Raw genomic sequence first — 25468 nt, forward strand, 5'->3', positions numbered from 1 at the left:
TACGGATTTCGGTTCCATCGGCTCGCCCGGCGCTCTAACATCCGCCGCCATGACGGGAGAGACCATCCATCCAATCGCGCAGATTCCGCCGCCGCTCGACCGGGACGCAGCGCAACGCGCCTGGGACCAGCTCCAACAGAGCGGCACATTCATGGCCGCCTTCGAAGCGAGGCGCTCGCTGCTCGATGCGGTCTTTGGCGGCTCGCCCTTCCTGCGCGACCTCATTCTGCGCGATCCGCAATTCGCCGCCGAGAGCCTCTCGGGCGATCCGGAGCGAACGCTGGACATGCTGATTGCCGGCCTCAGCGCCGATGTGGCCGACGAGGCGGAACTGCGCCGCCTCTTGCGCGCGAGCCGCGCGCGGGCCGCGATGACGATCGCGCTCGCCGATATCGGTGGGCTGTGGTCGCTCGATCAAGTGACGGGGGCCCTGACGCGCTTCGCCGAGGCGGCGCTTGCGGCGGCGCTCAACTGGCTCCTGCGCGATGCCCAGCGCACCGGCAAGCTCACATCGCTCGATGCGAAGGATCCAGGTGCGGGCTCGGGCTACACCATCCTCGGCATGGGCAAGTTCGGCGCCCATGAGCTCAACTATTCGAGCGATATCGACCTCATCGTCCTCTACGATCCAGAGACGCCCAAGCTCGCCGACGGCGTCGATCCTTCGACCTTCTTCGTCCGCCTGACCAAGCGGCTGGTCGTGCTGCTGCAGGACATGACCGAGGACGGCTATGTCTTCCGCATCGATCTGAGACTGAGACCAGACCCGCGCGCAACGCAGATCGCGATATCGATCGAGGCGGCGGCGATCTATTACGAGAATATGGGCCAGAACTGGGAGCGCGCCGCGATGATCAAGGCGCGCCCCGTCGCCGGCGATAGAGCGCTTGGCGAAGAATTCCTCGACCGCCTCGTTCCCTATATCTGGCGCAAATATCTCGATTTCGCCGCTATCGCCGATGTGCAGTCGCTGAAGCGCCAGATCCATGCGGTGAAGGGCCATGGTACGATCGCGGTCCTGGGCCACAATATCAAGCTCGGCCGCGGCGGCATCCGCGAGATCGAGTTCTTCGTGCAGACCCAGCAACTCATCGCCGGCGGCCGCAATCCGAAGCTGCGCGGCCGCCGCACGGTCGACATGCTGGGCCGCCTCGCCGAGGCGAAATGGATTTCACCCGAGGCGGCCGGGGAGCTGGCGCAAGCCTATCGCTTCCTGCGCGTGATCGAGCACCGTATCCAGATGGTGGCGGACGAGCAGACCCATATGCTGCCCGAAGAGCAGCCCGCCTTCGACAGCCTGGCGCGCCTGTCCGGTTTCGCCGACCCGGCCGAATTCGAGACGAAATTGCGTAGCACCTTCGAGCTGGTGCAGGGCCATTATGCGGCATTGTTCAAGGATGCCGAGGATCTCGGGACCGAGGCGGGAAGCCTCGTCTTCACCGGCGGACGCGACGATCCGGAAACGCTCGAGACCCTGACCCGCATGGGCTTCAAGCGGGCGAGCGAGATCGCCGCGATGGTCAGGAGCTGGCATTTCGGCCGCTATGGCGCGACCCGGAGCGCCAGGGCCCGCGAGCTTCTGACCGAGATCATGCCGGCGCTCTTGACCTCGCTCGCCAAGAGCGGCGATGCCGACCAGGCCTTCATCGCCTTCGACCGCTTCCTCGCCGGGCTTCCGGCCGGCGTGCAGCTTTTCTCGCTACTCAAGTCCAATCCGGGGCTGCTCGATCTCATCGGCACCATCCTCGGTACGGCGCCGCGCCTCGCCGAGGAATTGAGCCACCGCCCGAAAGTCCTCGACGCCGTGCTCGATCCGGGCTTCTTCGGAGCACTACCCAAGGCCGAGGAAATTGCCGCACTGCTTGCCGCGGCGATACCGCCCGAAACCGAGCTCGATGACGCGATCGATCGCGTGCGCGTCGTGGCCAAGGAACAGGCCTTTCGTATCGGCGTGCGGATCCTGTCCGAGACGGTAAGTGCCGCCGATGCGGGCGGCGCCTTCTCCGATCTGGCCGATGTCGTACTGGCTCAGCTGCACGACACGGTGACCAGAAAGATGGTACGCCGTCATGGCCGCGTGACCGGAGGCCGCAGCGCCGTCATTGCCATGGGCAAGCTTGGCGGCCGCGAGATGACGGCGGGGTCCGATCTCGATCTGGTCCTGATTTTCGATCACGACGAAGAGGCCGAGATGTCGGACGGCAAACGTCCACTTTCACCCGGCCAGTACTTCACCCGCTTTACCCAGCGCCTGATCAATGCGGTGACGGCGCCGACCGCAGAGGGTGTCCTCTATGAGGTGGATATGCGCTTGCGACCCTCCGGCAATAAGGGCCCGGTGGCGACGAGCCTTGTGAGCTTCAGGCATTATCACCGCGATCATGCCTGGACCTGGGAAAGCCTGGCGCTCACGCGCGCGCGTGTCGTCGCCGGCGATGCGAGCCTTGCCGATGACCTCAAGCGGGTCATCGCGGAAGATCTGTGCCGATCGCGCGACAAGGCGAAGGTCACGGCCGATGTCGTCGACATGCGCCGGCTGATGCTGAAGGAGAATGCGCCCTATGGACTCTGGGACATCAAGCGGGCGCGGGGCGGGCTCGTCGATATCGAATTCATCGCGCAATACCTGCAGATCATCCATGCGCATGACGCGCCGGAGATTCTCCATACAACGACCTACCGCGCCTTGGAGAAGCTGATCGCCACGCGTCTCCTGGGCGAGGCGGAGGGGCGGGTGCTCAGGGAGGCCTGCCTCCTCTATCAGCGCCTGACCCAGGTCCTGAGGCTCTGCGTCACCGGCCCCTACGATCCGCGAAAAGTTCCCTCGGGCCTCAACCGCATCGTCGCCAGCGCCACCACCGCCCCCGATATCGGTTCCGCCGAGGCTCTTCTGGCCGAGATGCAAGCCCAGGTGGCGGCGGTGTTTTCGAGGATTGTCGGACCACTCGACAATTAAGGCGGAATCCAGCGACGGATATCACGATCTGTTCCGTCTTCGTTTCAGGGAGCTGATTCCCATCAAACTAGGGAGACTGAAATGAAGCTTAACGCAGCTTGTGTTGCGGGGGCAGCCGCTTTGGTTCTGCTGGGGGCTGGCCATCTCGCTTTCGCCAATGAGCCATTCCTGCCGCGCTCGGAACGCTCTTTCGCGCGCCTCGACGCCGACAGCGACGGCAAGGTGACGGTGAACGAATGGAAGCCCAAGGCGGAGAAGCGGTTTCTGCGCCTCGATGACGACCATAATGGCACGGTGACGACGGCCGAGATCGACGCCTGGCTCAAGCGCGGCATCGACCGGCGCAAGGAGCGCATGCTGACCAGGCTCGACCAGAACAAGGACGGCAGCGTGACGCGTGACGAGGTTGACGCCTATATCGATGCTCTGTTCAATGGGGCGGACGGCGACAAGGACGGCAGCCTGACCTTGGTGGAGATTCGCGAGAACGCACCGAAGCGCGGCAGGCAGAGCGACGTCAAAGGAAACTGATGATGGGCCGGCATGAGTTGAGACATCCATGCTCGGCGAAAGGAAGCGACCGGAAGACGTGTCGGCACGCAACACTGAGACTGACCTGTCCGCCGACCCGGACAGTGCGCTCCTCGCTGCTGCCGCGGCCGGCGATGAGAAGGCGTTCGCCGGTCTGGTCGAACGGCATTACGACATAATCTACCGCGTGGTCTGGCGAGTCACGTCAGGCCACGCGGATACCGAGGACATGGTGCAGGAAGCCTTTCTGAAGTTGTGGAATAACCCGGCGCAGGTGCGCCATGGGGCGGCCCTCAGAGGCTGGCTCATGCGCGTCGCGACCAATCTCGCCATCGACCGGGCGCGCCGCAAGCAGGCTTCCAATATCGACGATCAACCGGAGATCGCCGCTTCCGGGCCCGATGCGCTGGACCAGGTCCTGGGCGACCGGTCGGCCCATGAGATTAATTCCGCTCTGGCACGCCTGCCGGAGCGACAGCGTTTGGCCCTCTCACTCGTCTATTTCGAGAGTATGAGCAATATTGAGGCGGCTGCGGCCCTGGAGATCAGCGTCGAGGCGGTGGAATCGCTCCTGGCGCGGGGCCGCCGGGCGCTGAAAGCCGATCTCAAGGACCGCTGGCGCGACCTCCTTGCCGATATCGGCGAGATAAGCCAATGAGGAAGACGTTATGGACGCGATGAGGACGAGACTGAGGGAAGTTCTGGCCGCCTATGGCGCGAACCCGGCCCGCTGGCCCGTCTCCGAGCGCGACCGGCTCATGGCGCTCGTCGAAAGGGAGCCCGAGCTCCTGGCCGAGGCGCGCGAGATCGACCAGGTGCTGGCCCGGGCGAGGGCCAAGGCGCCGGAGGTGCCAGCCGGCGCCGCCGCCCGGCTCCTGGCGCGGGCAGGGCAGCAAAAGCCGCAAGGGACGGTCGTTCCTTTCGACCAGGCCCGGGCAAGGCCCCGGCCCTCGATCTGGACCTGGGGGGCGGCTGCGGCGCTCGCCGCGTCCTTCGGCCTCGGCATCTTCCTCGGCACCACGAATTTCGCCGCCCGCTTCGGCGACAGCGAGGTGGTCGAGATCGACGATCCGATCGTGCTGACCGGCATCGACGATGCGACCGACCTGCTCGAGGGCGAGAGCTGATGGCGGAGCACGCCGACACGCCGAGGCGGAGCTGGTTTTCGACCTGGCCGCATTGGACCATGTTCCTGCTGGTGGCCTCGCTCGCCGTCAATCTCCTGATCGGCGCCGCCATCGGCATGCGCTATTTCTACCCCGAACGTCTCGAGCGCTGGAGCGGGGCGAGCTTCACCCAGCTCCTGCCGCGCCGCTTCCTGTCGGACCTGCCGGCGGACCGGCGGCGCGAATTCCTCGATCTCCTGAAGAGCCGGCGCGAGGTGTTTCGCCAGTCGCGCGCCGGGATGCGCGACGTGGCGCTGCGTTTCGCGGCGGCACTCGAGCGCAATCCCTATGACGAGACCGAGGTCAATGCCGCGATCCAGGACTTCACCAAGCTCTCGACCCAGATGGTCGACAGCGGCACGCAAGTGACGCTCGACGTCGTCAAGAAGCTTTCGCCGGAAGAGCGCAGCCTCCTGGCGCAGAACGTGCGCGACCGCGTCGAGCGCATGCAACAGCGCCGCAAGAAATGGCAGAAGGACCAAGGTAACGAAGAGTGAGTATCGTCAGCCCTCTTTGCATCGGCCACGCAGCCATCCATGCGCGACCGATGGGAGCTGACATAGAAAGCAAGCACTGCTGATGTATGGTGCTGCCGCACATATCTCAGTGAGCTTTCTCCCCTAGATTCGACTATCGATCCTTATCGATCCGAAACTAGGCGCTCCGGATCGAAGGCTGGGCGGTATAATGGATACCTTGATATCGGAGAGTGCAAAGCACCCGAACTGAGATGCTTCCGCTGGCTCATAGTAAGCCAGGTAGGTCGTCTTAAACTTCTGATCGTCGGATATCAGAACGATGCGCCATATGTAATCGGCGAAATCGTAGTCATGAAAATAATGGTCTGATTCAAGCGCTGCCCATGCCTCCTTGTTCAGGAACCGTTCTATTCTTGTAATGTCACCCAAACACATCGCGACAACATTCAGACCAGGACGCAACCCGGCAACCGTTTGAGTGAAATCCTTCGTGCCCGTCAAAGAGGCTTCGAAGTACATATCGGAAATATCCCGATTTAGACCTGACTCGTCCTCGCTAAATTCGTTAAGCAGCTCCTGGAGCAGAAGAAAGGTAGTGAAAGCAGACCATGCTAAGAGGGCCCAAACAATGATCCATCTGGTGCCTCTGCGACTCCGCTGGAAAAGCATGCCTCGCGTCATTCTCGCAGTCCTTGCCGGCGCGATGAGTGCCAGGCTTTCGCCTGAGCCTTTATGACCTCCTGCGGCAGCCGACGCCACGGACATCACTATTTGTTTAAGGGGCGCATTCTGAAGCAATGACAATGCGCCGCGCATTTGCTTCTTATCGAACGTCGTTTGCCCGCCCCCACGACACAACCATACCGAACTCAACGCATCATTTCTAAAACAGGAATTATGGCCGATTATCGGCGGTTTCAGCCGCGGCCTGCTTCCATGGATGCCATGACAACACGGCTTTCCTTCCGGTTCATTTTCTGCTATGGCCCCGCTCCCTGAGAGCAATGGCACATTGAGGCTCCGTTTTGCCAACGTAATGACCGGTCTCGTCTAGTTTCACCCGCCGGGGCGGGACAGCCGCGTGCTGTCTCCTCCCGGGTTTTCGTTCATCGGGTGGTGGTCTGAGACCGGTCTGGCATTGTCGGCCTGTGCCATGCGCAACATGCGCCGTCTCAGCTCTTCCATCACTCGAACAACATCGCCCGACCTCGGCCCTTAGGGGCGTCTCCCGCCGCCATCTTGGTGAACTTCCTGACCGGAAGGCCAAGACAGCATGTGCGATCTCGAGCGTGTCCAATGGACCATCATTCCCAGAACTGCCCCGCAACCCTGGATCGCCTGCAGCCGATGCGGCGAGCCGAAACCTTTCCGATCGAGCGGCAAAATCAGGCTGAACGCCAATGGCCGAAGGCTCGATGCCTGGCTGATCTACAAATGCTCAGACTGTGACGGAACCTGGAACCGGCCGCTCTTCGAGCGCCGACCCATAGGCGATATAAGTATCGCCGATCTCGAGGCGCTCCAGTCCAACGATCCCGGTTGGGTAAAATCATATGAGTTCGACATCGGCGGATTGCGCGACCGGGCACGGCGTATCGATGAAGGCACGGAAGTCGAGGTCCACAAGCAGACTCTGACGGACGAGACCGGGACCGGCAATATTCTCGAAATCACGCTCGTCGTTCGTTCAGCCGTGGGCCTCAGGCTCGACCGCCTGCTCGCCGCCGAGCTTGGCCTGTCGCGGTCGCGGCTTCATGCTCTTCGCGAACAAGGACAATTGCGGATCGATCCCGACCACAAGGATGTCCTGCGGCGGCGGATCCGGGACGGCACGCGCATTGTCCTGGAGCGATTCAAGGAAGCTCGATGGTGACGTTGGGCCAGCGCTCATGCCATCTCTTTTCCGTGATGCGCGCTATGTACTCCGCCCTGCGGGCATGCCCGCGCGAGGTCGGCCGGATGGACATTGAAAAGAGATCCTGGAGCCCATAGGGCGCCAGGATCTCGAGGCCGCCACCTGTGTCCAGCCGCGCGGCGACGCAGGTGGGTGTTTCGAGCCAGAACCGCAATGCGTCGGCCGTCGAAGCATAGGGGTCATCGCCATTGCGGATATGCATGCGAGCCTGGTTGCGCACGCTCCAGGGCAGGGCCGGATCCCTGTCCCTCAGCCTCTGTTCGATCGTCTCATCGTGCCGCGGATCGCGGTTGCCGGGATCGAAATAGAGCACGTCGATGTCATCGACTGGGGAAGCAATGGTGTAACCGGAGAGCGCGTCCCACACCGCCGCCCTGATGAAGCCCGCGCCCACGGCCCAATCCGGCAGAGCGAGCGACCGCACGATCTCGAAGACATGCATGCGGAGCGGGGCCTGCTTGAGGATCGCAATGAGACGCTGGTCAAGATCCCTGTCGTGCATGAGATGAGACTTCCTTTCGGAAGAACAGGTGAGCTACGCCGCCGCCGAATGCGCCGGCTTCGCCGCCACCGCCGGCAGCCGCACCGTGACGATGGTGCCTTTGCCGGTCTCGCTGTCGATGGTGAGCGTGCCGCCATGGAGCTCGACCAGCGATTTGGAGATGGCGAGGCCGAGGCCGGAGCCGCCCTTGGTCTTGGTGAACTGGTTCTCGACCTGCTCGAAGGGCCGGCCGAGCTTCTCGATGTCCTTGGGCGGAATGCCAATGCCGGTATCGGCGATCGAGATCACGGCATGCTCGCCGTCGAGCCTGGCGGTCAGCGTGACACGCCCGCCTTCGGGTGTGAACTTCACCGCATTGGAGGTGAGGTTGATGAGGATCTGCTTGAAGGCGCGGGTGTCGACCTCGGCGTTGAGCTTCTTCGGCGTCTGGCAGACGAACTCGACCTTGCCTTCCTGGGCGCGGGATTCGACCAGGCGGATCGTCTCCTGGACGATCTCCGAGAGATCGGTCTTCTGGTACTCGAGCTTGAGGCGTCCGGCCTCGATCTTCGACATGTCGAGGATGTCGCTGATGACATCGAGCAGGAACTGGCCGCTCGAATGGATGTCCTTGGCGTATTCGATGTATTTGCTGGCGCCGACGGGGCCGAACATCTCGTTCTCCATCACCTGGCTGAAGCCGATGATGGCATTGAGCGGCGTTCTGAGCTCGTGGCTCATATTGGCGAGGAATTCCGATTTCGACCGGCTCGCGGCTTCCGCCCGCGTTTTCTCGCGCGAATATTTGTCGGCGAGGTCGGCGAGGCGCTGCGATTGCTGCTCGGCGAGGAGGCGCTCCTTCTGCAGGTCGCGCACCGTCATCATCAATTCGCGCTCGGAGAGCAGCAGGCGCTCTTCCTGCTGCTTGAGCGGGGTGATGTCGGTGCCGACCGAGACGAAGCCGCCGTCCTTGGTGCGCCGCTCGTTGATCTGCAGCCAGCGTCCATCGCCGAGCTGCACCTCGAAGGTGTTGCCTTCGCCGATATCGCGGCTGTGGATCGGCATGCGCTGGCGCACCGCCGGCTCCTTGGCAGTCTTGGCGACGAGCTCGTAAGGCGTGCCGGGCGTGCACACGCTGGCGGGGAGCGAATGGAACTGCTGGTATTTGGTGTTGCACAGGACGAGGCGATTTTCGGCGTCCCAGAGCACGAAGGCTTCCGAGATGTTCTCGATCGCGTCCTTGAGGCGGAGCTCCGCTTCCTGGTTGAGCCGGTCGGCGAGCTTCTGCGCGGTGATGTCGATGACGATGCCGACGAGATGCGGCTCGACCTCTTCCGGCGCATGCGAGAGCTCGGCGCGAGCCCTGAGCCACACCCAGTTGCCGTCGACATGGCGCATGCGGAACTCGTGGTCGAACACCGATTTCTGGCCGCTGAGCAGGGCCTCGACCACTTCCTCGAGCTGCGCGTCCTCGGGATGGATGCGATCGGCGACGTCGCCGAAATTGAGGAACTCGCCGGTCTCCTCGATGCCCAGTATGTCATACATGGATTTCGACCAGAAGATCCGGCCGCGCGATATGTCCCAGTCCCACAGGCCACAATGGCCGCGGTCGAGCGCCTTGTCGAGCCGCTCGGTGGCGAGGGTGAGGGTGCGGTCGGCCTCCGAGGCTTTCGCCGCCTGCCAGTGGAAGGCGCCGCCCAGCATCATCAGCACGAGGAAGGTGACGGCGAACAGCACGCTCACCTGCATGACGCTGTCCTTCCAGGCGCGCATGACATCGGCATGCTTCTGGATGACGAGCAGGCTGCCGGGCAAAGGAGCGAGGTCGCTCATGCCGACATAAGCCTCCTCGCCCGAGGACAGCATGAGGCGGGCCATCTCCGTATCGTTGATGTTGATCTCGGTGATGAAGCGGCTGGTGAGCACATCGGCGATGGTCTGGCCGGCGATCGTGCCGTCGGATTTGGAGGCGACCGTGATCACGCCCGCGGCATTGACATAGGCGAAGATGCGGCCCTCGCGCTGCGCCTCAGGCAGGAGCGCGGCGTCGAGATCTTCCTGGGTGAAGGGTTTGGGCGTGAAGCCGGATTGGATCTGGTTGCGCGCTGCCTGCTTGATGTGCTGGGCGGCGGCCGTCGCATAAAGGAGCGTCTGGCGGTTCTGCTCGGCGAGATGAGTGGTGCGGCTTTGCGCCAATTGCAGGAAGAGCGCCAGAGCCAGGGTGATGAGGAAGAGCGAGACCAGGATCGTGATCAGGATGCGCAGCGATCTTTCGCCGATCGAGACGCGGGCCCAGCCGGGCAAAGGCAGCGGGAGCCGGAGCACCCGCTCCTTGAAGAAAAGCTCGCCCAATTGTGCCTTGCTGCTCAATCTCGCCCCCTGCGTGGCGCGCCGTAACCGACCTCAGCACCCTCCCACCACCTCACGAATCACCGCCTATTGATTCGTAGTTAAGGTGATTTGTCCAGCCGAAACCGGCATTGGCTATTATGTTGATACTGCAAGCGATTTTGAGGCGATCTTGGGCGGAAATTGCGCCCTGTTGAGGCCTCGCCTGAGGCAGAGTTGGTTGAGCCCGTTATTCCGGCGCCACCGCGAGCGATTTCGAGACGATCTCGTAGAGATCGCGCGACAATCCCGGGGTGGCGAGAATGCGCTCGAGCTGGGCCTTGGCAAGGCCGCGGCGCTTCGCTTCGAGGCCCGCCCAGCTGCGGAAGGCGGTGGCCATGCGGGCGGCAACCTGCGGGTTCAGGGGATCGAGCGCCAGGATCGTATCGGCCAGGATGGCATAGCCTTCGCCGTCCTCAGAATGGAAGGCGAAGGGATTGCCCATGGCGAAGGTGCCGATCAGGCTCCTGACCCGGTTGGGTGTAGCAAGCTTGAAATCGGGATGCGTCATGAGCTCGCGCACCCGCCTTATGGTGCCCTTGAGCGGCGCCGATGCCTGCAGCGCGAACCATTTGTCGATAATGAGATGATCGCCCTTGTGGCGCGCATAGAAGGCATCGAGCGCCTGGTCGCGCTCCGCGACATCGAGGGTCACGAGGGTGGAGAGCGCGCCGATCTCATCCGTCATGCTGGGCGCTCGAGCAAGCTGCTCCACGGCGAGTTTGGTGCCGAACGCCGGATCGCCGCCGGCGATCGCATAAAGCACGGCATAGCGCAAGGACCGCCGCCCCGTTTCCTCAGGGCTCGGGCTGTAGGCGCCCTTACTCTCGGTTTTCTTCCACAGAGCGAGCAGAACATCGGCAAGGCCCTTGCCGATCTCGCCGCGCAAGGCCTCGCGCGCTTGATGGATGGCACCGGGATCGACATTGCGGGCAATGAGGGTCGCGATCTCCTGCTCGCCGGGCAAGGTCAGCATGGCCGACTTGAAGGCCTGGTCGACCTCGGGATCATCGAGGACGGCTCCGAGGGCTACGATGAAGGACGTCTTGTCGTCCGAGGCACTGTGCCCTTCGAGAGCGGAACGCAGCAAAGTGTGGGCCGCCGTCTGCGCCGCCTCCCAGCAGTTGAAGGTGTCGTTGTCCGTCTTCATCAGGAAAAGCTGGTCGGCCATCGATGTCCGGCTTTTGAGCCGGATGGGCGCTGAAAAGGAACGATTGAGCGACAGGACCGGTCTTCGGGCAACGTTACGGAAACGAAACGTCTTCTTGGGCTCGTTCAGTTCGATCAAGGGCTCGTTGAGCGTGCCGACACCTTCGAGATCGAGCGGCATGTCCTCGCCGTCGGCGTCCAGGAGACCGATGCCGAGCGGGATCTGCAAGGGCAGCTTCTCCGGCTGGCCGGGCGTGGGCAGGGTCCCTTGCTCGAGGGTGAGATCGAAGGTTTTTGCCTTGGCATCATAGGCTTCGGTGACGGTGACCTCGGGCGTGCCCGCCTGCTCGTACCAGCGGAAGAACTGGTCGAGATTGCGCCCCGAGGCATCGGCCATGCAGCGCACGAGATCTTCCACCGTCGCCGCTTCCCCGTCATGGCGCTCGAAATAGAGGTCCATCGCCTTGCGGAAAGCGTCGCGGCCGATCAGCGTCAGCATCATGCGGCAGAGCTCGGCGCCCTTTTCATAGACCGTCGCCGTGTAGAAATTGTTGATCTCGATATAGGAGGCGGGCCTCACGGCGTGGGCGAGGGGACCCGCATCTTCCGGAAACTGATCGGCGCGCAGCCTCTTCACATCGGCGATGCGCTTCACCGCGCGCGAGCGGATGTCGGAGGTGAATTCCTGGTCGCGGAAAACGGTGAGGCCCTCCTTGAGGCATAATTGGAACCAGTCGCGGCAGGTGATGCGGTTGCCGGTCCAGTTGTGGAAATATTCATGCGCGATGATCGCCTCGATATTCACATAGTCGACGTCGGTCGCGGTCTCGGGCAGCGCCAGGATGTATTTGTCGTTGAAGATATTGAGCCCCTTGTTCTCCATGGCGCCCATGTTGAAATGCGACACCGCGACGATCATGAAGATGTCGAGGTCATATTCGCACCCGAAGCGCTCCTCGTCCCAGCGCATCGAGGTCTTGAGCGATTCCATCGCCCAGCCGCAGCGCTCCTCCTTGCCCTTCTCGACATAGATGCGCAGCTCGACCTTGCGGCCCGAGCGCGTCACATAATGGTCGGCAACATAAGCGAGATCGCCGGCGACGAGGGCGAAGAGATAGGACGGCTTAGGGAAGGGATCGTCCCATTCGGCGAAATGCCGGTCGGTGCCGGGGATCTGGCCGCTGGCACCCGGATTGCCGTTGGCAAGGAGGACCGGGCATGAGGCGATAGGTCCCTCGATGCGCACTTTGTAGCGCGCCATGACATCGGGACGGTCGTAGAAATAGGTGATGCGCCGGAAGCCTTCCGCTTCGCATTGCGTGCAGAAGACATCGTTGGAGACATAAAGGCCGGACAGTTCGGTATTGGCCTTCGGATTGCAGAGGGTGACGATTTCGAGCGTGAAGGGCTTTTGCGGCACTTCCGCAATGGTGAGGCTCGTGGCGCTCACGTCAAAGTGAGACTTGTCGAGAGCTTTGCCGTCGATGCTGATCGCCTGGAGCTCCAGTTTCTCGCCATCGAGCACCAGGGGCGCGCCCTTCTGGCTTGATGCCTTGTTGGGCTTCAAATTAAGCCGCGCAATGACCTGCGTCGCTTCAGTATCCAGGCTGAAATCGAGAAATACTTCCTCGATCAGGTAAGGAACCGGCTGGTAATCCTTCAAATAAACGGTCTGCGGGCTTACATTATTCATGTGCTATACTGACTTCAGTTGATGGGGGTGGATTGAACTGATCCCGAAAGGCTCCTGCGGACCTCTTCGGATAAGATCATGTGAAAACAAAAAGATAGATGGTGAATGTGAGTCAATCAAGCGACATTGGGCGGAACTGAAGATGAGCCGGGCATTTGTCAAGGAACAGGACGACCAAGAGGGCCTCGAAGAGCTGCCGGAAAGACCCATCAGCTCCAACCCCAATTTCGTGACCCCGCACGGCCTCACCTTGATCGATGAGGAGATCGAGGCGGCGCGCAAGCTCCTGGCCCACGCCCAGCATGAAAGCGACCGCGCCGGCATTGCGCGCGCCTCGCGCGATCTGCGCTATTGGACGCAGCGCCGCGCCACCGCGCAGACGGTGGAGCCGCCCAAGGCGCCGCAGAAGGTCGCCTTCGCCACGCGCGTGACAGTCAAGCGCGATGACGGTCGCGAGCAGGTTTTCTCGATCGTCGGCGAGGATGAGGCCGACCTCGAAAAAGGGCTGATCGCCTATACGGTTCCCATGGCCCGGGCTCTGCTCGGTCTGGAAGTCGGCGACGAGGCCGAGCTGCATGCCGGCCATGTCGAAGTAGTCGATCTAAAACCGATCGACGCGGAAGGCTGACAGATCGGTATTGCTGGGAGCGCCGCTCAGCATTTCGCCGAGCAGGCGTCCGGTCGTCGGGCCCCAGGTCAACCCCATATGACTGTGACCGAAGCCGTACCAGACATTGCGGAGCTTGCGCGAGGGACCGATGACCGGCAGGCCGTCGGGTGTTCCGGGTCTCCGCCCCATCCAGCGCGAGACCGTCTGATCGATCTCGCGCAATTTCGGCAGGCAGCGCTTGGCGAAGGGCCAGAGCACGTCGGCGCGCTTCCAGTTCGGTGGCGCATCGAGCCCGGCGAACTCGTCCGTGCCGGCAAGCCGCAAGCCCATATCCATCGGCGTCATGGCCATCGGCGTCGCCACATAAGTGAGCGAGCGGCCAAGCGTGATGCCGGGAGCGGGGATGACCAGGTGATAGCCACGTTCCGCTTCCAAGAGCACCTTGTCGCCAAAGGCTGAGGCGAAGAAATTGGAATAGGCGCCGGCGCAAATGACGAGACGGTCGAGCGGGCGCTCGCCGCCCGATTTCAGCGTGAGCGCCGTGGCGCGCGATCCGTCCTGCGCGACCTTCAGCACATCGTCTTGGATGATCTCGCCGCCATTGCGGACGACATTCTCGGCGATCGAGGCGACGACTTTCTGGGGATTGCGCACATAATACCAGCCGCCATGGAAAGCGCCGCACGCGAAGTCGCGGGCGATGTCGGGCTCGATCTCGGCGATCTCGCCCGGCGACAGCTTCTTCATTTCATAGCCATGCTCGCGCTTCACGGCGCGCTCTGACTCTTCGGCCTGATACTGGGCATGCGTGTCGTAGAGCCGGAGCGAATCCTTCTTGACCATAAGATCGATGGACCCCGCCGCGGTGAGCAGGGTCTCGAAATCGCTGACGACGCGCAGCCCGAGCGCCGCGCGCGCCGCGGTGATCTTGCGCACCCGGTCGGGCAGTGCATTGCGGCCGGCGGCCAGGAACCAGGGCAGCGCCTTGGGCAGATAGGACCAGCGGATGGTGAGGGGACCCAAGGGGTCGAGAAGCCAGCCCGGGATTTTGAGCAGGATGCGCGGACGGATGGTGGGCGTCACCTCGGCGAAAGCGAGGCCGCCGGCATTGCCGAAGGAACAGCCTTCGCCCGGCGGCACGCGGTCGATGACCGTGACCTTGTGGCCCGCGCGTTGCAGGAAGGCGGCGGTCGAGATGCCGATGATGCCGGCGCCGATGATGGTGATATGGGAACTGGGCATGATGTGTGACTCGCGAAGCGGCTTGTTCTTCAGTCTATTTTCGCTCGCGCGTCAAGGCTGCGCGGCACCTTCCGCCCTCACCGGATTCCGTCTACGGTCATGACAGTCGCAAAACGGAGGCATGCATGGGGCGTTTGACGACGCATATATTGGACACCGCACTCGGCCGGCCGGCCAAGGGACTGAAGATCGAGCTCTGGTCGCTCGATGGCGGGCCGTCCTTGCTCAAGACGGTGGTGAGCAACCAGGATGGCCGCGTCGATGCGCCGCTTCTCGACGGCGAAGACTTCAAGGTCGGGCAATATGAGCTGCGGTTCCATGCCGGCGCCTATCTCAAGGCGAATGGCGCGCCGATCTCCGATCCGCCTTTTCTCGACGTGATCCCGCTGCGCTTCGGCATCGCCAACAAGACCGAGCATTATCACGTGCCGCTGCTGCTTGCGCCTTACGGCTATTCGACCTATCGCGGAAGCTGAGCCGCCATGCGGCCCGACTCGCTCCTGACCACGAACTATCGCTATTTCGCAGCGGTGGCGGAAGCGGGGTCGGTGCGCGGCGCCGCGCAAATGCTCAATGTCGCGGCCTCGGCGGTGAGCCGCCAGATCATCCTGCTCGAGCAGCAGTTCAACCTTTCCTTGTTCGAACGGCGCGGCCGCAGCCTGAGGCTCTCGGCCGCGGGCGAGATCCTGCTCAACGGGCTCAAATCGGCGATGCAGGGCCATGAGGCGACGCTCGATCATCTCGATGCCTTGCGCGGGCTGAAGCGCGGGCGCCTCAGGATCGCGACCGTCGAAAGCATCTCGGTCTCGCCCTTGCCCGACCTCCTGGCGCGTTTCGCCGGCGACTATCCGGGCGTCGAGGTAACGGTGACGGTCGCGGGCTCGGATGCGGTGACCGATCTCGTCCGCAGCCATGACGCCGATATCGGCTTCACCTTCAATCCGGCGACGGTCGAGGGGCTCGACGTCAGGCTGACCCTCGAGCTGCAGCTTGGCGCAGTGATGGCGCCGGACCATCCTTTGGCCAAGGCGCGCAAGCTCTTGTTCGCCGAGTGCCTCGCTCATCCGGTGGCGTGGCCGGCCCGCGGCTTGAGCTTCAGGGCCATTCTCGACAAGCTGCTCGGCAAGGCAAAAACGCCGGCGCGCGCCTTCGAATGCAATTCGCTGCGCCTCATGGCCGCTTTGGCAAGGCGTGGACGCTGCATCGCCTTCCAGACGAAGGTCGGGATCGAGCAGGAGCTTGCCGAGGGTTCGCTGGTCTTCGTGCCCCTGGCCAATCGCCGCATGCCGGCCGACCGTCTCACCATCGTGCATCGACCGGGCTCGGCCGCGGGCCTCGCCGCCGGCGCCTTTCTCGATTTGGCGGTGCGGCACTTCTCGGCCCGGAAGGCTGTGCGCAAATAGAGCACAGACTGTCATCTTTATTGTCCTTTTTCGTACACCTGCCGTAATGCTACTTTATCGGTGACAGCTTGGAGAATTGCGATGGCGAGGAACAAGGTCCGATTTCTCCGCCGCGGCGAGGTCGTTGAACTCGCCGCCGTCCCGCCGATGCTCACCTTGCTGGACTATCTGCGCCTCGACGAAGGTTCGCGCGGCACCAAGGAAGGCTGTGGCGAAGGCGATTGCGGCGCCTGCACGGTGGCCCTGGGCTCGCTCAAGGACGGCCGGCTCGCCTATGAGCCGGTCAATGCCTGCATCCTGCTTCTGGGGCAGGTCGACGGCAAGGAGATTGTCACCGTCGATGATCTGGCGAATGGCGGGAAGCTGCATCCGATCCAGCAGGCGCTGGTCGATCATCATGGCTCGCAATGCGGCTTCTGCACGCCGGGCTTCGTGATGGGCCTGTTCCCACTCTACCAGTCGGCCATCGCACCCGACCGCAAGGCCGTCCTCGATCAGCTGGCCGGCAATCTCTGCCGCTGCACCGGTTATCGCCCGATCGTCGACGCAGCGCTCGCCACTTGCACCGGCAAGCCGGACGATGCCTGGTCGAGCGCGCGCGCCGAAACGGAGAAGCAGCTCGCACGGCTCGATGATGGCAGCGATCTTTTTGTCGGCGACGACAAGGGCTTTTTCGCAGCACCCGCAAGCGACGCAGCCCTGGCCGAATTGACCGAAAAACACCCCGACGCCGTGCTCCTCGCTGGCGCTACCGATGTCGGCCTGTGGGTCACCAAGCAGTTGCGCAGCCTCGGCAAGATCATCTTTCTCGGGCGGATGCGGTCGCTGCGCCGGATTGCCGATGAAGCGGGCGCGGTCAAGCTCGGTGCCGCCGTCACCTATGCCGAAGCGGAGGAGAGCCTCGGCCGTCTTGATCCCGATCTCGCCGAGCTCCTGCGCCGCATCGGCTCGAAGCAGGTGCGCGCCTCGGGAACGATCGGCGGCAACATCGCCAATGGATCGCCCATTGGCGACATGCCGCCGGCGCTGATCGCGCTCGGCGCCCGGCTCGAGCTGCGCAAGGGTGCGTCGTCGCGCGATATGGCGCTCGAGGATTTCTTCATCGCCTATGGCCGGCAGGATCGCGCGCCCGGCGAGATCGTCGCCCAGATTATCGTCCCGAAGCTCAAGCGGGATGAGGCCTTCCGCTGCTACAAGATCACCAAGCGGTTCGACCAGGATATTTCCTCGGTGCTGGCGGCGTTTAAATTCACCCTTGCCGTCCGCAAGATCAGGCAAGCCCGCATCGCCTATGGCGGCATGGCGGCGACGCCGAAGCGCGCGCGCCAGACGGAGGCCGCGGTTGCCTCGCTCTCGCTCGATGATCGGGCCGGCTGGGCCGCGGCCGCCGATTGCCTCACGCAAGATTTCCAGCCGATCGACGATCATCGCGCGGGCGCCCTTTATCGCCGTGAAACGGCGCGCAATCTGCTGATCAAGGCGCTGACCGAGATTGCGGGCGAAGCGACGGTCAACACCCGCATCACAGGGGTGAGGGAGCCGGTCCATGCGGGCTAAGCGCAAAGAGATCGCCACCGAGACGGTGGGCCTGGCGCTTGCCCATGACAGCGCCGCACTCCATGTGCAAGGCAGCGCCATCTATATCGACGACATGCGCGAGCCGGAAGGCACGCTGCATGTGGCGCCGGGCTATGCGCCGGAAGGAGCGAAGGGACGCATCACCCGTTGCGATCTCGCCGCGGTTGGCACATTCCCCGGCGTCGTCGCGGTGCTCACTGCCGCCGATATTCCGGGCATCAATGATTGCAGCCCGAATATGGGCGATGATCCGATCCTGGCCGACGGCGAGATTCTGTTCCATGGCCAAGTGGTTTTCGCCGTCGTCGCCGAGACGCGCGAGGCGGCACGCCGGGCCGCGCGGCTGGCCAAGATCGAGATCGCGAAGGAGACGGCAGCGATCACGGTCGAGGACGCCCTGGCGCAAGGAACTGACGATGTGCTGCCGCCCTACGAGTTCAGGCGCGGCGATCCGGCCAAGGTGATTGCGGCATCGCCGTCGCGCGTCACGGGCTCCTTCCATGTCGGCGGCCAGGAGCATTTCTATCTCGAAGGCCAGGTGGCGATGGCTATGCCCGAAGAGGGTGGCGGCATGATCGTCTATTCCTCGACCCAGCATCCAAGCGAGGTGCAGCATTGCGTCGCCAAGATGTTGAAACTTGCCGATGCCTTCGTCACCTGCGAGTGCCGGCGCATGGGCGGCGGCTTCGGCGGCAAGGAGAGCCAGGCGGCGCAATGGGCGGCGCTTGCAGCCCTTGGCGCCCATGTCACGGGGCGCCCGGTCAAATGCCGGCTCGACCGCGACGACGACATGATCATGACCGGCAAGCGCCATGACATGCGCATCGATTACAGTTTCGCCCATGACAAGACGGGCCGCCTGACGGCCGTCGATGCCAGCCTGCTGTCGCGCTGCGGCTATTCGGCCGATCTCTCGCTCGGCGTCAATGACCGCGCCATGTTCCATGCCGACAATGCCTATTATTATCCGGCGGTGAGCATCAAATCGCGCCGCCTGCGCACCAACACCGTGTCCAACACGGCCTTTCGCGGCTTTGGCGGCCCGCAAGGCATGATGCTGGCCGAGCGCATGATGGACGAGATCGCGCACGTCCAGGGCCTCGATCCGCTCGACGTGCGCAAGCGCAATTTCTACAAGGCCGGCCGCGACAGGACTCCTTATGGCATGAAGGTCGTGGACAACATCATCCACGAGGTAGTGGGTGAGCTCGAGAAGACGAGCGACTATCGCGCACGGCGTGACGCCATCAAGGTCTTCAATGCCAAAAACCCGATCCTGAAGAAGGGCCTGGCGCTGACGCCGGTCAAATTCGGCATCTCCTTCACCTTGATCCATCTCAACCAGGCGGGTGCGCTCGTCCATCTCTATACCGACGGCTCGGTGCATTTGAATCACGGCGGCACCGAGATGGGGCAGGGGCTCTATATCAAGGTGGCACAAGTGGTGGCCGAGGAATTCGGTATCGAGCCCGCCCGCGTGAAGATCACCGCCACGACCACCGGCAAGGTGCCGAACACCTCGCCGACCGCGGCCTCGTCGGGATCCGACCTCAACGGCATGGCGGCCAAGGAGGCGGCCGGCCGCATCAAGAAGCGGCTCGTCGATTTCGCCAGCCGGGAATGGAAGGTAAAGCCGGGACAGATCCGCTTCGCGCAAGGGCGCGTGATCATCGGCAATCAGAGCATCGCGCTCGGTGGTCTCGCCAAACAAGCGCATCAGGCGCGCATCCCGCTGTCCTCCACCGGCTTCTATGCGACTCCCGAGATCACCTGGAATCGCGACAAGGCCAAGGGCAAGCCCTTCTTCTATTTCGCTTATGGCGCGGCCTGCGCCGAAGTGACCGTCGACATCTTGACGGGCGAGATGCGGGTCGATCGCGTTGACATCCTTCACGATGTCGGCCGCTCGCTCAATCCCGCGATCGATCTGGGCCAGATCGAGGGCGGCTTCGTCCAGGGCATGGGCTGGCTCACTACGGAAGAGCTGGTCTTCGACCAGGAGGGCCGGCTCAGGACCCATGCGCCCTCGACCTACAAGATCCCGTGCGCCTCCGACGTGCCGGCCGATTTCCGGGTCAATCTCTTCGCCTCTTCGGGGAATCCGGCCGATACCATCTATCGCTCCAAGGCGGTGGGCGAGCCGCCGCTGATGCTGGCGCTTTCGGTGTTCTCGGCGATCACCGATGCGATCGCCGCTTTGAAGCCGGGCAAGATGCCGCCGCTTGCGGCGCCCGCTACACCGGAAGCGATCATGAAGGCCGTGAAGGCAATGTCGGCATGAAGATCTGGCACCATATCGCAAAGGCGCTCGAAGCGGGGGAGCCCTGCGCTATGGTCTCGGTGCTCAAGGTTGATGGCTCGGCGCCGCGCGAAGTGGGCGCGAGGCTCGTCCTTACCCAGCGCGGTTTCCACGGCACGATCGGCGGCGGCGCGCTCGAATGGCGAGCTTTGGCCGAGGCCCAGAAGAAGCTCAAAGGCGGCCGGTCGCTGACCGTCACGTCGCATGCGCTGGGGCCGGAGCTCGGCCAATGTTGCGGCGGGCGAGTGGAATTGCTGACCGAGATCTTCGACGGCACCGGTCTTGCCGATGCCCGCACATTGGCAGATGCCGAAAAATCGGGCGCCTTTGCCACCGAAAGCCGCTTGCGCTCCGATCATGTTGTCCGCAGCATTGTCTCGGCGGGATCGTCGGCCAAGGATGTCATGATCGAGCATTTCGGCGAGGAGAAGCGGCCTCTTTATCTGTTCGGCTCGGGCCATGTCGGGCGCGCCCTCGTCCTGGCGCTGGCGCCCTTGCCTTTCGCCATACGCTGGATCGATACGCGCCCCAACGCCTTTCCCGCCGCCATGCCGGCCAATGTCGAGCCGGTCGCGACGAGCGATCCGGTCGCCGAGCTCACCGCCGCACCCGACCGCACTTTCCTTTTGGTCATGACTCATAGCCATGCGCTTGATCTCGCCATTGTCGAGCAGGCGCTGCGCGATGACCGCTTCCCCTATGTCGGGCTCATCGGCAGCGCCAGCAAGAGGGCGCGGTTCCTGAGCCGGCTGCGCCAGGCCGGCATCGCCGATGAGCGTCTCGCCGCCTTGAAATGCCCGATCGGGGTGCCCGGTATCGCCTCCAAGGAGCCGGCGGTCATTGCCGCGGCGACGGTGGCGGAGCTCCTGGAGCGCGACGAGATGTTGAGAACCCGCCGGAATCTTCCCGCAGGCGTGCAAACGCCTTATACAATGAGCCAAAAAAAGGGCCAGGGTGGGTGACGGACAAGATCGGCAAAGACCATCTTCTTGAAGCGCTTCACATCGTGAAGGTCTTCGGCCGCTTGCGCGCCAATGACGATGTGTCGCTTTATGTGCGCCCGGGCGAGATCCATGCTCTTCTGGGCGAGAATGGCGCCGGCAAGTCGACGCTGGTCAAGATCATCTATGGCGCCTTGCAGCCGACCTCGGGTGAATTGCGCTGGCAGGGCGCCCCCGTCACCATTTCATCGCCCGCCGCCGCCCGCAAGCTCGGCATCGGCATGGTGTTCCAGCATTTCTCCCTGTTCGAGGCGCTCACCGTTGCCGAGAACATCGCGCTCGCTCTGCCGGGCGTCTTCGACATCGGCACCCTGTCGAAGAAGATTTCATCCATCTCCAAGGACTACGGCCTGCCGCTCGAGCCTTCGGCGACCGTCGGCGATCTCTCCGTCGGCGAGCGCCAGCGTATCGAGATCATCCGCTGCCTGCTGCAGGAGCCGAAGCTCCTGATCATGGACGAGCCGACCGCGGTGTTGACTCCGCAAGAGGCCGACCAGCTCTTCCTGGTGCTCGAGCGCCTGGCCAAGGAAGGCTGTTCCATCCTTTATATTTCCCATCGTCTCGAGGAGGTGAAGCGGCTCTGCCAGTCGGCCACCATTCTGCGCATGGGCAAGGTCGTCGCCTGCGTCGATCCGCGCAAGGAGACGGCGGCGAGCCTCGCGCGGCTCATGGTGGGCGGCGACATCCACATCGTGCGGCCGAAGGCCAAGGCCAAATCCGGCAGGCCGCGCCTTACCCTCGATAGGCTGAGCCTGGCGCAGGACGGTCATTTCGGCGTCGCCTTGCGCGATGTCTCGCTCAACGTGGCGGGCGGCGAGGTCGTGGCCATCGCCGGTGTCGCCGGCAACGGCCAGTCCGAGCTCTTCGATGCGGTCTCGGGCGAGAAGCTTCTCAAGCGCAATGAGGCGCTCCTCATCGACGGCAAACCCTGCGGCAGGCTGAGCATCACCGCAAGGCGCAAGATGGGCGCTGCTTTCGTACCCGAGGAACGCCTGGGCCACGGCGCCGTGCCCGGCTTCAGATTATCGGAGAATGTCATCCTGACGCGCTATGCCTCGGACAAGGATCTGACCCGGTCCGGGACCATCGGCCGCGACGCGGCATTGGCGGTGAGCGAAAGGGTGATCAAGTCCTTCGACGTGCGCAAGGGCAAGCCCGATCCCGAAGCGCGCGCTCTGTCCGGCGGCAACTTGCAGAAATTCGTGGTCGGCCGCGAGCTCGACCGCAATCCCGCCGTCCTCATCGTCAATCAGCCGACCTGGGGCGTCGATGCGGGAGCCGCCGCCACCATTCGCCAGGCGCTGGTCGACCTGGCGCGGGGAGGTTCCGCGATCCTGGTCATCAGCCAGGACCTCGACGAGATCTTCGAGATCGCCGACCGCATCGCGGTGATCTCGCGCGGCCAGCTCTCTGAGGCCCGTCCGGCATCCGAGCTCACGCGCGAGAAGATCGGCCTCCTGATGGCAGGCGAGCATGAGGTGAGGGAGGAACGCCATGCCGCTCGTGCTTGAGAAACGCGCCGAGCGTTCGACCCGCATGGCACTGTTGTCGCCGGTCCTCGCCATCCTCCTCACCGTGATCACCGGCGCCATCATCTTCGCGCTTCGCGGCATCGATCCGCTGCATGGGCTCTATGTCTATTTCATCGAGCCTCTGACGCAGCTCTGGTCGCTGCAACAGCTCATCGTCAAGGCGACGCCTTTGGTGCTGATCGGCGTCGGCCTTGCCGTCTGCTATACGGCCAATGTGTGGAACATCGGCGCCGAAGGCCAGCTCACGGCGGGCGCCATATTGGGCGGCATGATCCCGGTGCTGTTCCCCGAGTGGCAGTCGCCGCTGACCCTGCTCGCCATGCTCATTCTCGGCATTGTCGGCGGCATGGCCTATGCCGCGATACCGGCGGTGCTCAAGACGCGGTTCAGCGCCAATGAGATCCTGACCTCGCTGATGCTCGTCTATGTGGCGAGACTTCTGCTCGACTGGCTGGTGCGCGGGCCCTGGCGCGATCCGCAAGGCTTCAATTTCCCGAAAACGATTACCTTCAGCGATTGGCAGCTCCTTCCGATGCTTTGGGGCTCGGTGCATGCCGGCGCTCTCTTTGCCGTGCTTGCCGCCGTCATCCTCGCTTTCGTCATGGGCCGCATGCTGAAGGGTTTTGAGATCAGAGTGAGCGGGAGCGCGCCGCGCGCCGGCCGCTTCGCCGGCTTCTCGCGGCCGCGCACTGTCCTGTTCTGCTTCCTGTTGTCGGGCGGGCTCGCCGGTCTTGCCGGCATCACCGAAGTGGCGAGCGTCGTCGGACAATTGCAGCCGCAGATCTCGCCGGACTATGGCTTTGCCGCCATCATCGTCGCCTTCCTCGGCAGGCTCAATCCGTTGGGCGTACTCGTTGCCGGCCTGATGCTGGCGCTGAGCTATCTGGGCGGCGAAGCGGCGCAGGTTTCGCTCGGCCTCTCCGATCGCATCGCCAAGGTCTTCCAGGGCATCCTCCTGTTCTTCATCCTGGGCTGCGACACGCTCATCCTCTATCGATTCCGCTGGCTGAAGACGCAAGTCTCCGCCGCGGCGCAACCGGCGGACTGATCGACATGGATGCTTCGCTCGCCGTCCTCCTCACCATCGTCACCGCAGCGACCCCCTTGCTGCTCGCGGCGATCGGCGAACTGGTCGTCGAGCGTTCGGGCGTGCTCAATCTCGGCGTCGAGGGCATGATGGTGATGGGCGCGGTCGCGGGCTTCGGCGCCGCTTTCCTGACCGGCAACCCATATGTCGGTGTCATCGCCGCCATCATCGCCGGCATGGCCATGGCATTGCTCTTCGGCCTTCTCACCTTGACGCTGGTCTCGAACCAGGTGGCGACCGGCCTGTCCCTGACGCTCCTGGGACTTGGCCTCTCGGGCTTGTTGGGAGAATCCTTCGTCGGCGAGCCGGGCGCGCGCCTGCCGAAATATTTCGGCATCGACATGCTGATCCCATTCTCCTTCATCCTGACCGCCGCCGTGGCCTATGTGCTGTTCCGCACCAAGGCCGGCCTCATCATCCGTGCCGTCGGCGACAGCCACAATTCGGCGCATGCTCTGGGTTACCGCGTCATCTGGGTGCGCTATCTTTGCGTATTGTTCGGCGGCGCCTGCGCCGGACTGGCCGGCGGCTATCTGTCCCTGGTCTATACGCCGCAATGGGTCGAGAACATGACGGCGGGGCGTGGCTGGATCGCGCTGGCCTTGGTCGTCTTCGCCTCATGGATGCCGTGGCGCCTGGTGGCAGGCGCCTATCTCTTCGGCGCCATATCCATCCTGTCCTTTGTCGGGCAGACCCGGGCCTGGGACATTCCCACGCAGTTCATGAACAGCCTGCCCTATCTCGGCACCATATTGGCGCTGGTGGTGATTTCGGCCAATCGGCGGCTGACGCGGATGAATGCGCCAGCGAGCCTCGGCCAAGCTTTCGTGCCTGATCGATAATACAGGGAGTAAGGAGAAACAGATGAAGAAACTACTGACATGCGCCGCGGCCTTCGCCCTCGCTCTGGGCATTGCCGCAGGCTCCGCTTCGGCGCAGGACAAGCTCAAGGCCTGCTGGATCTATGTCGGCGCCATCGGCGATTTCGGCTGGACCTACCAGCATGACCAGGGCCGCCTCGCGGTCGAGAAGGAGCTCGGCGACAAGGTGCAAACGGTCTTTGTCGAGAATGTCGCGGAATCGGATTCGGAAAGGGCGATCGAGCGCCTGGCGCGCGACGGCTGCGCCATCATCTTCACCACCTCCTTCGGCTTCATGGAGCCGACCCTCAAGGTGGCGAAGAAATTCCCCGATGTGAAATTCGAGCATGCGACCGGCTTCAAGACGGCTGACAACGTCACGACCTACAATGCCAAGTTCCACGAAGGCCGTTATGTGATCGGCCAGATCGCCGCCAAGATGTCGCAGACGGGGACCGCCGGCTATATCGTGTCCTTCCCCATCCCGGAAGTCGTCGCCGGGATCAATGCCTTCATGCTCGGCGCGCAATCGGTGAAGCCCGACTTCAAGGTGAAGATCATCTGGGTCAACAGCTGGTATGACCCGGGCAAGGAGGCCGATGCCGCCAAGGTCCTGTTCAGCCAGGGCGCCGACATCATCGTCCAGCATACCGATTCGACCGCGGCACTCCAGGTCGCCGAGGAGCAGGGCAAGCATGGCTTCGGCCAGGCTTCCGACATGATCAAATTCGCGCCCAAGGCACAATATACGGCGATCGTCGACAACTGGGCGCCCTACTATGTCCGGCGCATCAACGATGTGCTGAACGGCACCTGGAAGTCGCAGTCCTCATGGGATGGCATGGCGGAAGGCACGGTCAATATTGCGCCCTACACCAATCTCCCCGACGACGTCGTGAAGATGGCGACCGAGACCTCCGAAGCTATCAAGACCGGCAAGCTTCATCCCTTCACCGGTCCGATCACCAAGCAGGACGGCACCGTCGCCGGCGAGGCCGGCAAGCCTCTGGCCGACGGCGATATCCTCGGCATGAACTGGTATGTGAAGGGCGTCGACGACCAGCTGCCGAAATAAGCGTAGCACCTTCCACGTAT

At 63.4% G+C, this 25468-nt stretch carries 21 protein-coding genes; 16 read left to right on the forward strand and 5 right to left on the reverse strand.

Going from position 1 to position 25468, the window contains the following annotated elements:
• Positions 1-49 precede the first annotated feature (49 nt).
• From DS839_RS33560 to DS839_RS33580, 5 genes are all read left to right on the forward strand, one after another.
• Positions 50-2956 (forward strand): bifunctional [glutamine synthetase] adenylyltransferase/[glutamine synthetase]-adenylyl-L-tyrosine phosphorylase, encoded by a 2907-nt coding sequence (locus DS839_RS33560; protein ID WP_119274915.1) that lies wholly within the window; start codon positions 50-52, stop codon positions 2954-2956.
• An 81-nt stretch (positions 2957-3037) separates the two neighbouring features.
• The gene (locus DS839_RS33565; protein ID WP_119274916.1) at positions 3038-3487 is read left to right on the forward strand and encodes an EF-hand domain-containing protein; all 450 of its coding nucleotides are present in this window, start codon (positions 3038-3040) and stop codon (positions 3485-3487) included.
• A gap of 28 nt (positions 3488-3515) precedes the next feature.
• Positions 3516-4145: a sigma-70 family RNA polymerase sigma factor gene (locus DS839_RS33570; protein WP_119274917.1), complete on the forward strand. Its 630-nt coding sequence runs from the start codon at positions 3516-3518 to the stop codon at positions 4143-4145.
• Between the two features lie 10 nt (positions 4146-4155).
• Positions 4156-4614 (forward strand): hypothetical protein, encoded by a 459-nt coding sequence (locus DS839_RS36760; RefSeq protein ID WP_162918982.1) that lies wholly within the window; start codon positions 4156-4158, stop codon positions 4612-4614.
• The gene (locus tag DS839_RS33580) at positions 4614-5150 is read left to right on the forward strand and encodes a periplasmic heavy metal sensor (protein WP_119274918.1); all 537 of its coding nucleotides are present in this window, start codon (positions 4614-4616) and stop codon (positions 5148-5150) included. Before DS839_RS36760 ends, DS839_RS33580 begins: the two co-directional genes overlap by 1 nt.
• A gap of 123 nt (positions 5151-5273) precedes the next feature.
• Here DS839_RS33580 and DS839_RS33585 read toward each other — a convergent pair whose 3' ends face one another.
• Positions 5274-5948 carry a hypothetical protein gene (locus DS839_RS33585; protein ID WP_162918983.1) on the reverse strand — a complete coding sequence of 225 codons (675 nt, stop codon included), beginning with the start codon at positions 5946-5948 and terminating at the stop codon, positions 5274-5276.
• 457 nt (positions 5949-6405) lie between these two features.
• Between DS839_RS33585 and DS839_RS33590 the strand changes: the two genes are divergently transcribed.
• On the forward strand, positions 6406-7005 hold the full coding sequence (locus DS839_RS33590; protein WP_119274920.1) for a DUF1062 domain-containing protein: 600 nt from the start codon (positions 6406-6408) through the stop codon (positions 7003-7005).
• Here DS839_RS33590 and DS839_RS33595 read toward each other — a convergent pair.
• From DS839_RS33595 to pepN, 3 genes are all read right to left on the reverse strand, one after another.
• Entirely contained in the window at positions 6986-7549 is a 564-nt protein-coding gene (locus tag DS839_RS33595) for a nucleotidyltransferase family protein (RefSeq protein WP_119274921.1), read from the reverse strand. The two genes, DS839_RS33590 and DS839_RS33595, sit on opposite strands and share 20 nt — an antisense overlap.
• Positions 7550-7582: 33 nt before the next feature.
• Positions 7583-9901, reverse strand: a complete 2319-nt coding sequence (locus DS839_RS33600) for a PAS domain-containing sensor histidine kinase (RefSeq protein ID WP_162918984.1) — start codon at positions 9899-9901, stop codon at positions 7583-7585.
• 208 nt (positions 9902-10109) lie between these two features.
• Complete coding sequence (gene pepN, locus DS839_RS33605) at positions 10110-12761, reverse strand: aminopeptidase N (protein ID WP_119274923.1); 2652 nt, start codon at positions 12759-12761, stop codon at positions 10110-10112.
• 142 nt (positions 12762-12903) lie between these two features.
• On the opposite strand from pepN, the gene DS839_RS33610 reads away from it, so the two are divergent.
• Positions 12904-13389 (forward strand): GreA/GreB family elongation factor, encoded by a 486-nt coding sequence (locus DS839_RS33610; protein WP_119274924.1) that lies wholly within the window; start codon positions 12904-12906, stop codon positions 13387-13389.
• Here the strand turns inward: DS839_RS33610 and DS839_RS33615 are convergent.
• Complete coding sequence (locus DS839_RS33615) at positions 13363-14646, reverse strand: NAD(P)/FAD-dependent oxidoreductase (protein ID WP_368912075.1); 1284 nt, start codon at positions 14644-14646, stop codon at positions 13363-13365. The genes DS839_RS33610 and DS839_RS33615 overlap by 27 nt on opposite strands.
• A 92-nt stretch (positions 14647-14738) precedes the next feature.
• On the opposite strand from DS839_RS33615, the gene uraH reads away from it, so the two are divergent.
• The 9 genes from uraH to DS839_RS33660 all read left to right on the forward strand — a co-directional run bounded on the left by uraH (position 14739) and on the right by DS839_RS33660 (position 25448).
• The gene (gene uraH, locus DS839_RS33620; protein WP_119274926.1) at positions 14739-15089 is read left to right on the forward strand and encodes a hydroxyisourate hydrolase; all 351 of its coding nucleotides are present in this window, start codon (positions 14739-14741) and stop codon (positions 15087-15089) included.
• 6 nt (positions 15090-15095) lie between these two features.
• Positions 15096-16016 carry a LysR family transcriptional regulator gene (locus DS839_RS33625; RefSeq protein WP_119274927.1) on the forward strand — a complete coding sequence of 307 codons (921 nt, stop codon included), beginning with the start codon at positions 15096-15098 and terminating at the stop codon, positions 16014-16016.
• Between the two features lie 81 nt (positions 16017-16097).
• Entirely contained in the window at positions 16098-17573 is a 1476-nt protein-coding gene (gene xdhA / locus DS839_RS33630; protein ID WP_119274928.1) for a xanthine dehydrogenase small subunit, read from the forward strand.
• Positions 17563-19875 carry a xanthine dehydrogenase molybdopterin binding subunit gene (gene xdhB, locus DS839_RS33635; protein WP_119274929.1) on the forward strand — a complete coding sequence of 771 codons (2313 nt, stop codon included), beginning with the start codon at positions 17563-17565 and terminating at the stop codon, positions 19873-19875. Before xdhA ends, xdhB begins: the two co-directional genes overlap by 11 nt.
• Positions 19872-20855, forward strand: coding sequence for a xanthine dehydrogenase accessory protein XdhC (gene xdhC / locus DS839_RS33640; RefSeq protein WP_119274930.1), 984 nt, complete (start codon positions 19872-19874; stop codon positions 20853-20855). The genes xdhB and xdhC overlap by 4 nt, the downstream gene beginning before the upstream one ends.
• The gene (locus tag DS839_RS33645) at positions 20852-22405 is read left to right on the forward strand and encodes an ABC transporter ATP-binding protein (RefSeq protein ID WP_368912072.1); all 1554 of its coding nucleotides are present in this window, start codon (positions 20852-20854) and stop codon (positions 22403-22405) included. Before xdhC ends, DS839_RS33645 begins: the two co-directional genes overlap by 4 nt.
• On the forward strand, positions 22389-23474 hold the full coding sequence (locus DS839_RS33650; RefSeq protein ID WP_119274932.1) for an ABC transporter permease: 1086 nt from the start codon (positions 22389-22391) through the stop codon (positions 23472-23474). Before DS839_RS33645 ends, DS839_RS33650 begins: the two co-directional genes overlap by 17 nt.
• A gap of 5 nt (positions 23475-23479) precedes the next feature.
• Positions 23480-24355 (forward strand): ABC transporter permease, encoded by an 876-nt coding sequence (locus tag DS839_RS33655; protein WP_119274933.1) that lies wholly within the window; start codon positions 23480-23482, stop codon positions 24353-24355.
• A 22-nt stretch (positions 24356-24377) separates the two neighbouring features.
• Positions 24378-25448, forward strand: coding sequence for a BMP family ABC transporter substrate-binding protein (locus DS839_RS33660; protein ID WP_119274934.1), 1071 nt, complete (start codon positions 24378-24380; stop codon positions 25446-25448).
• The last annotated feature ends 20 nt before the right edge of the window (positions 25449-25468 follow it).

The sequence above is a fragment of the Taklimakanibacter deserti genome, assembly GCA_003574785.1.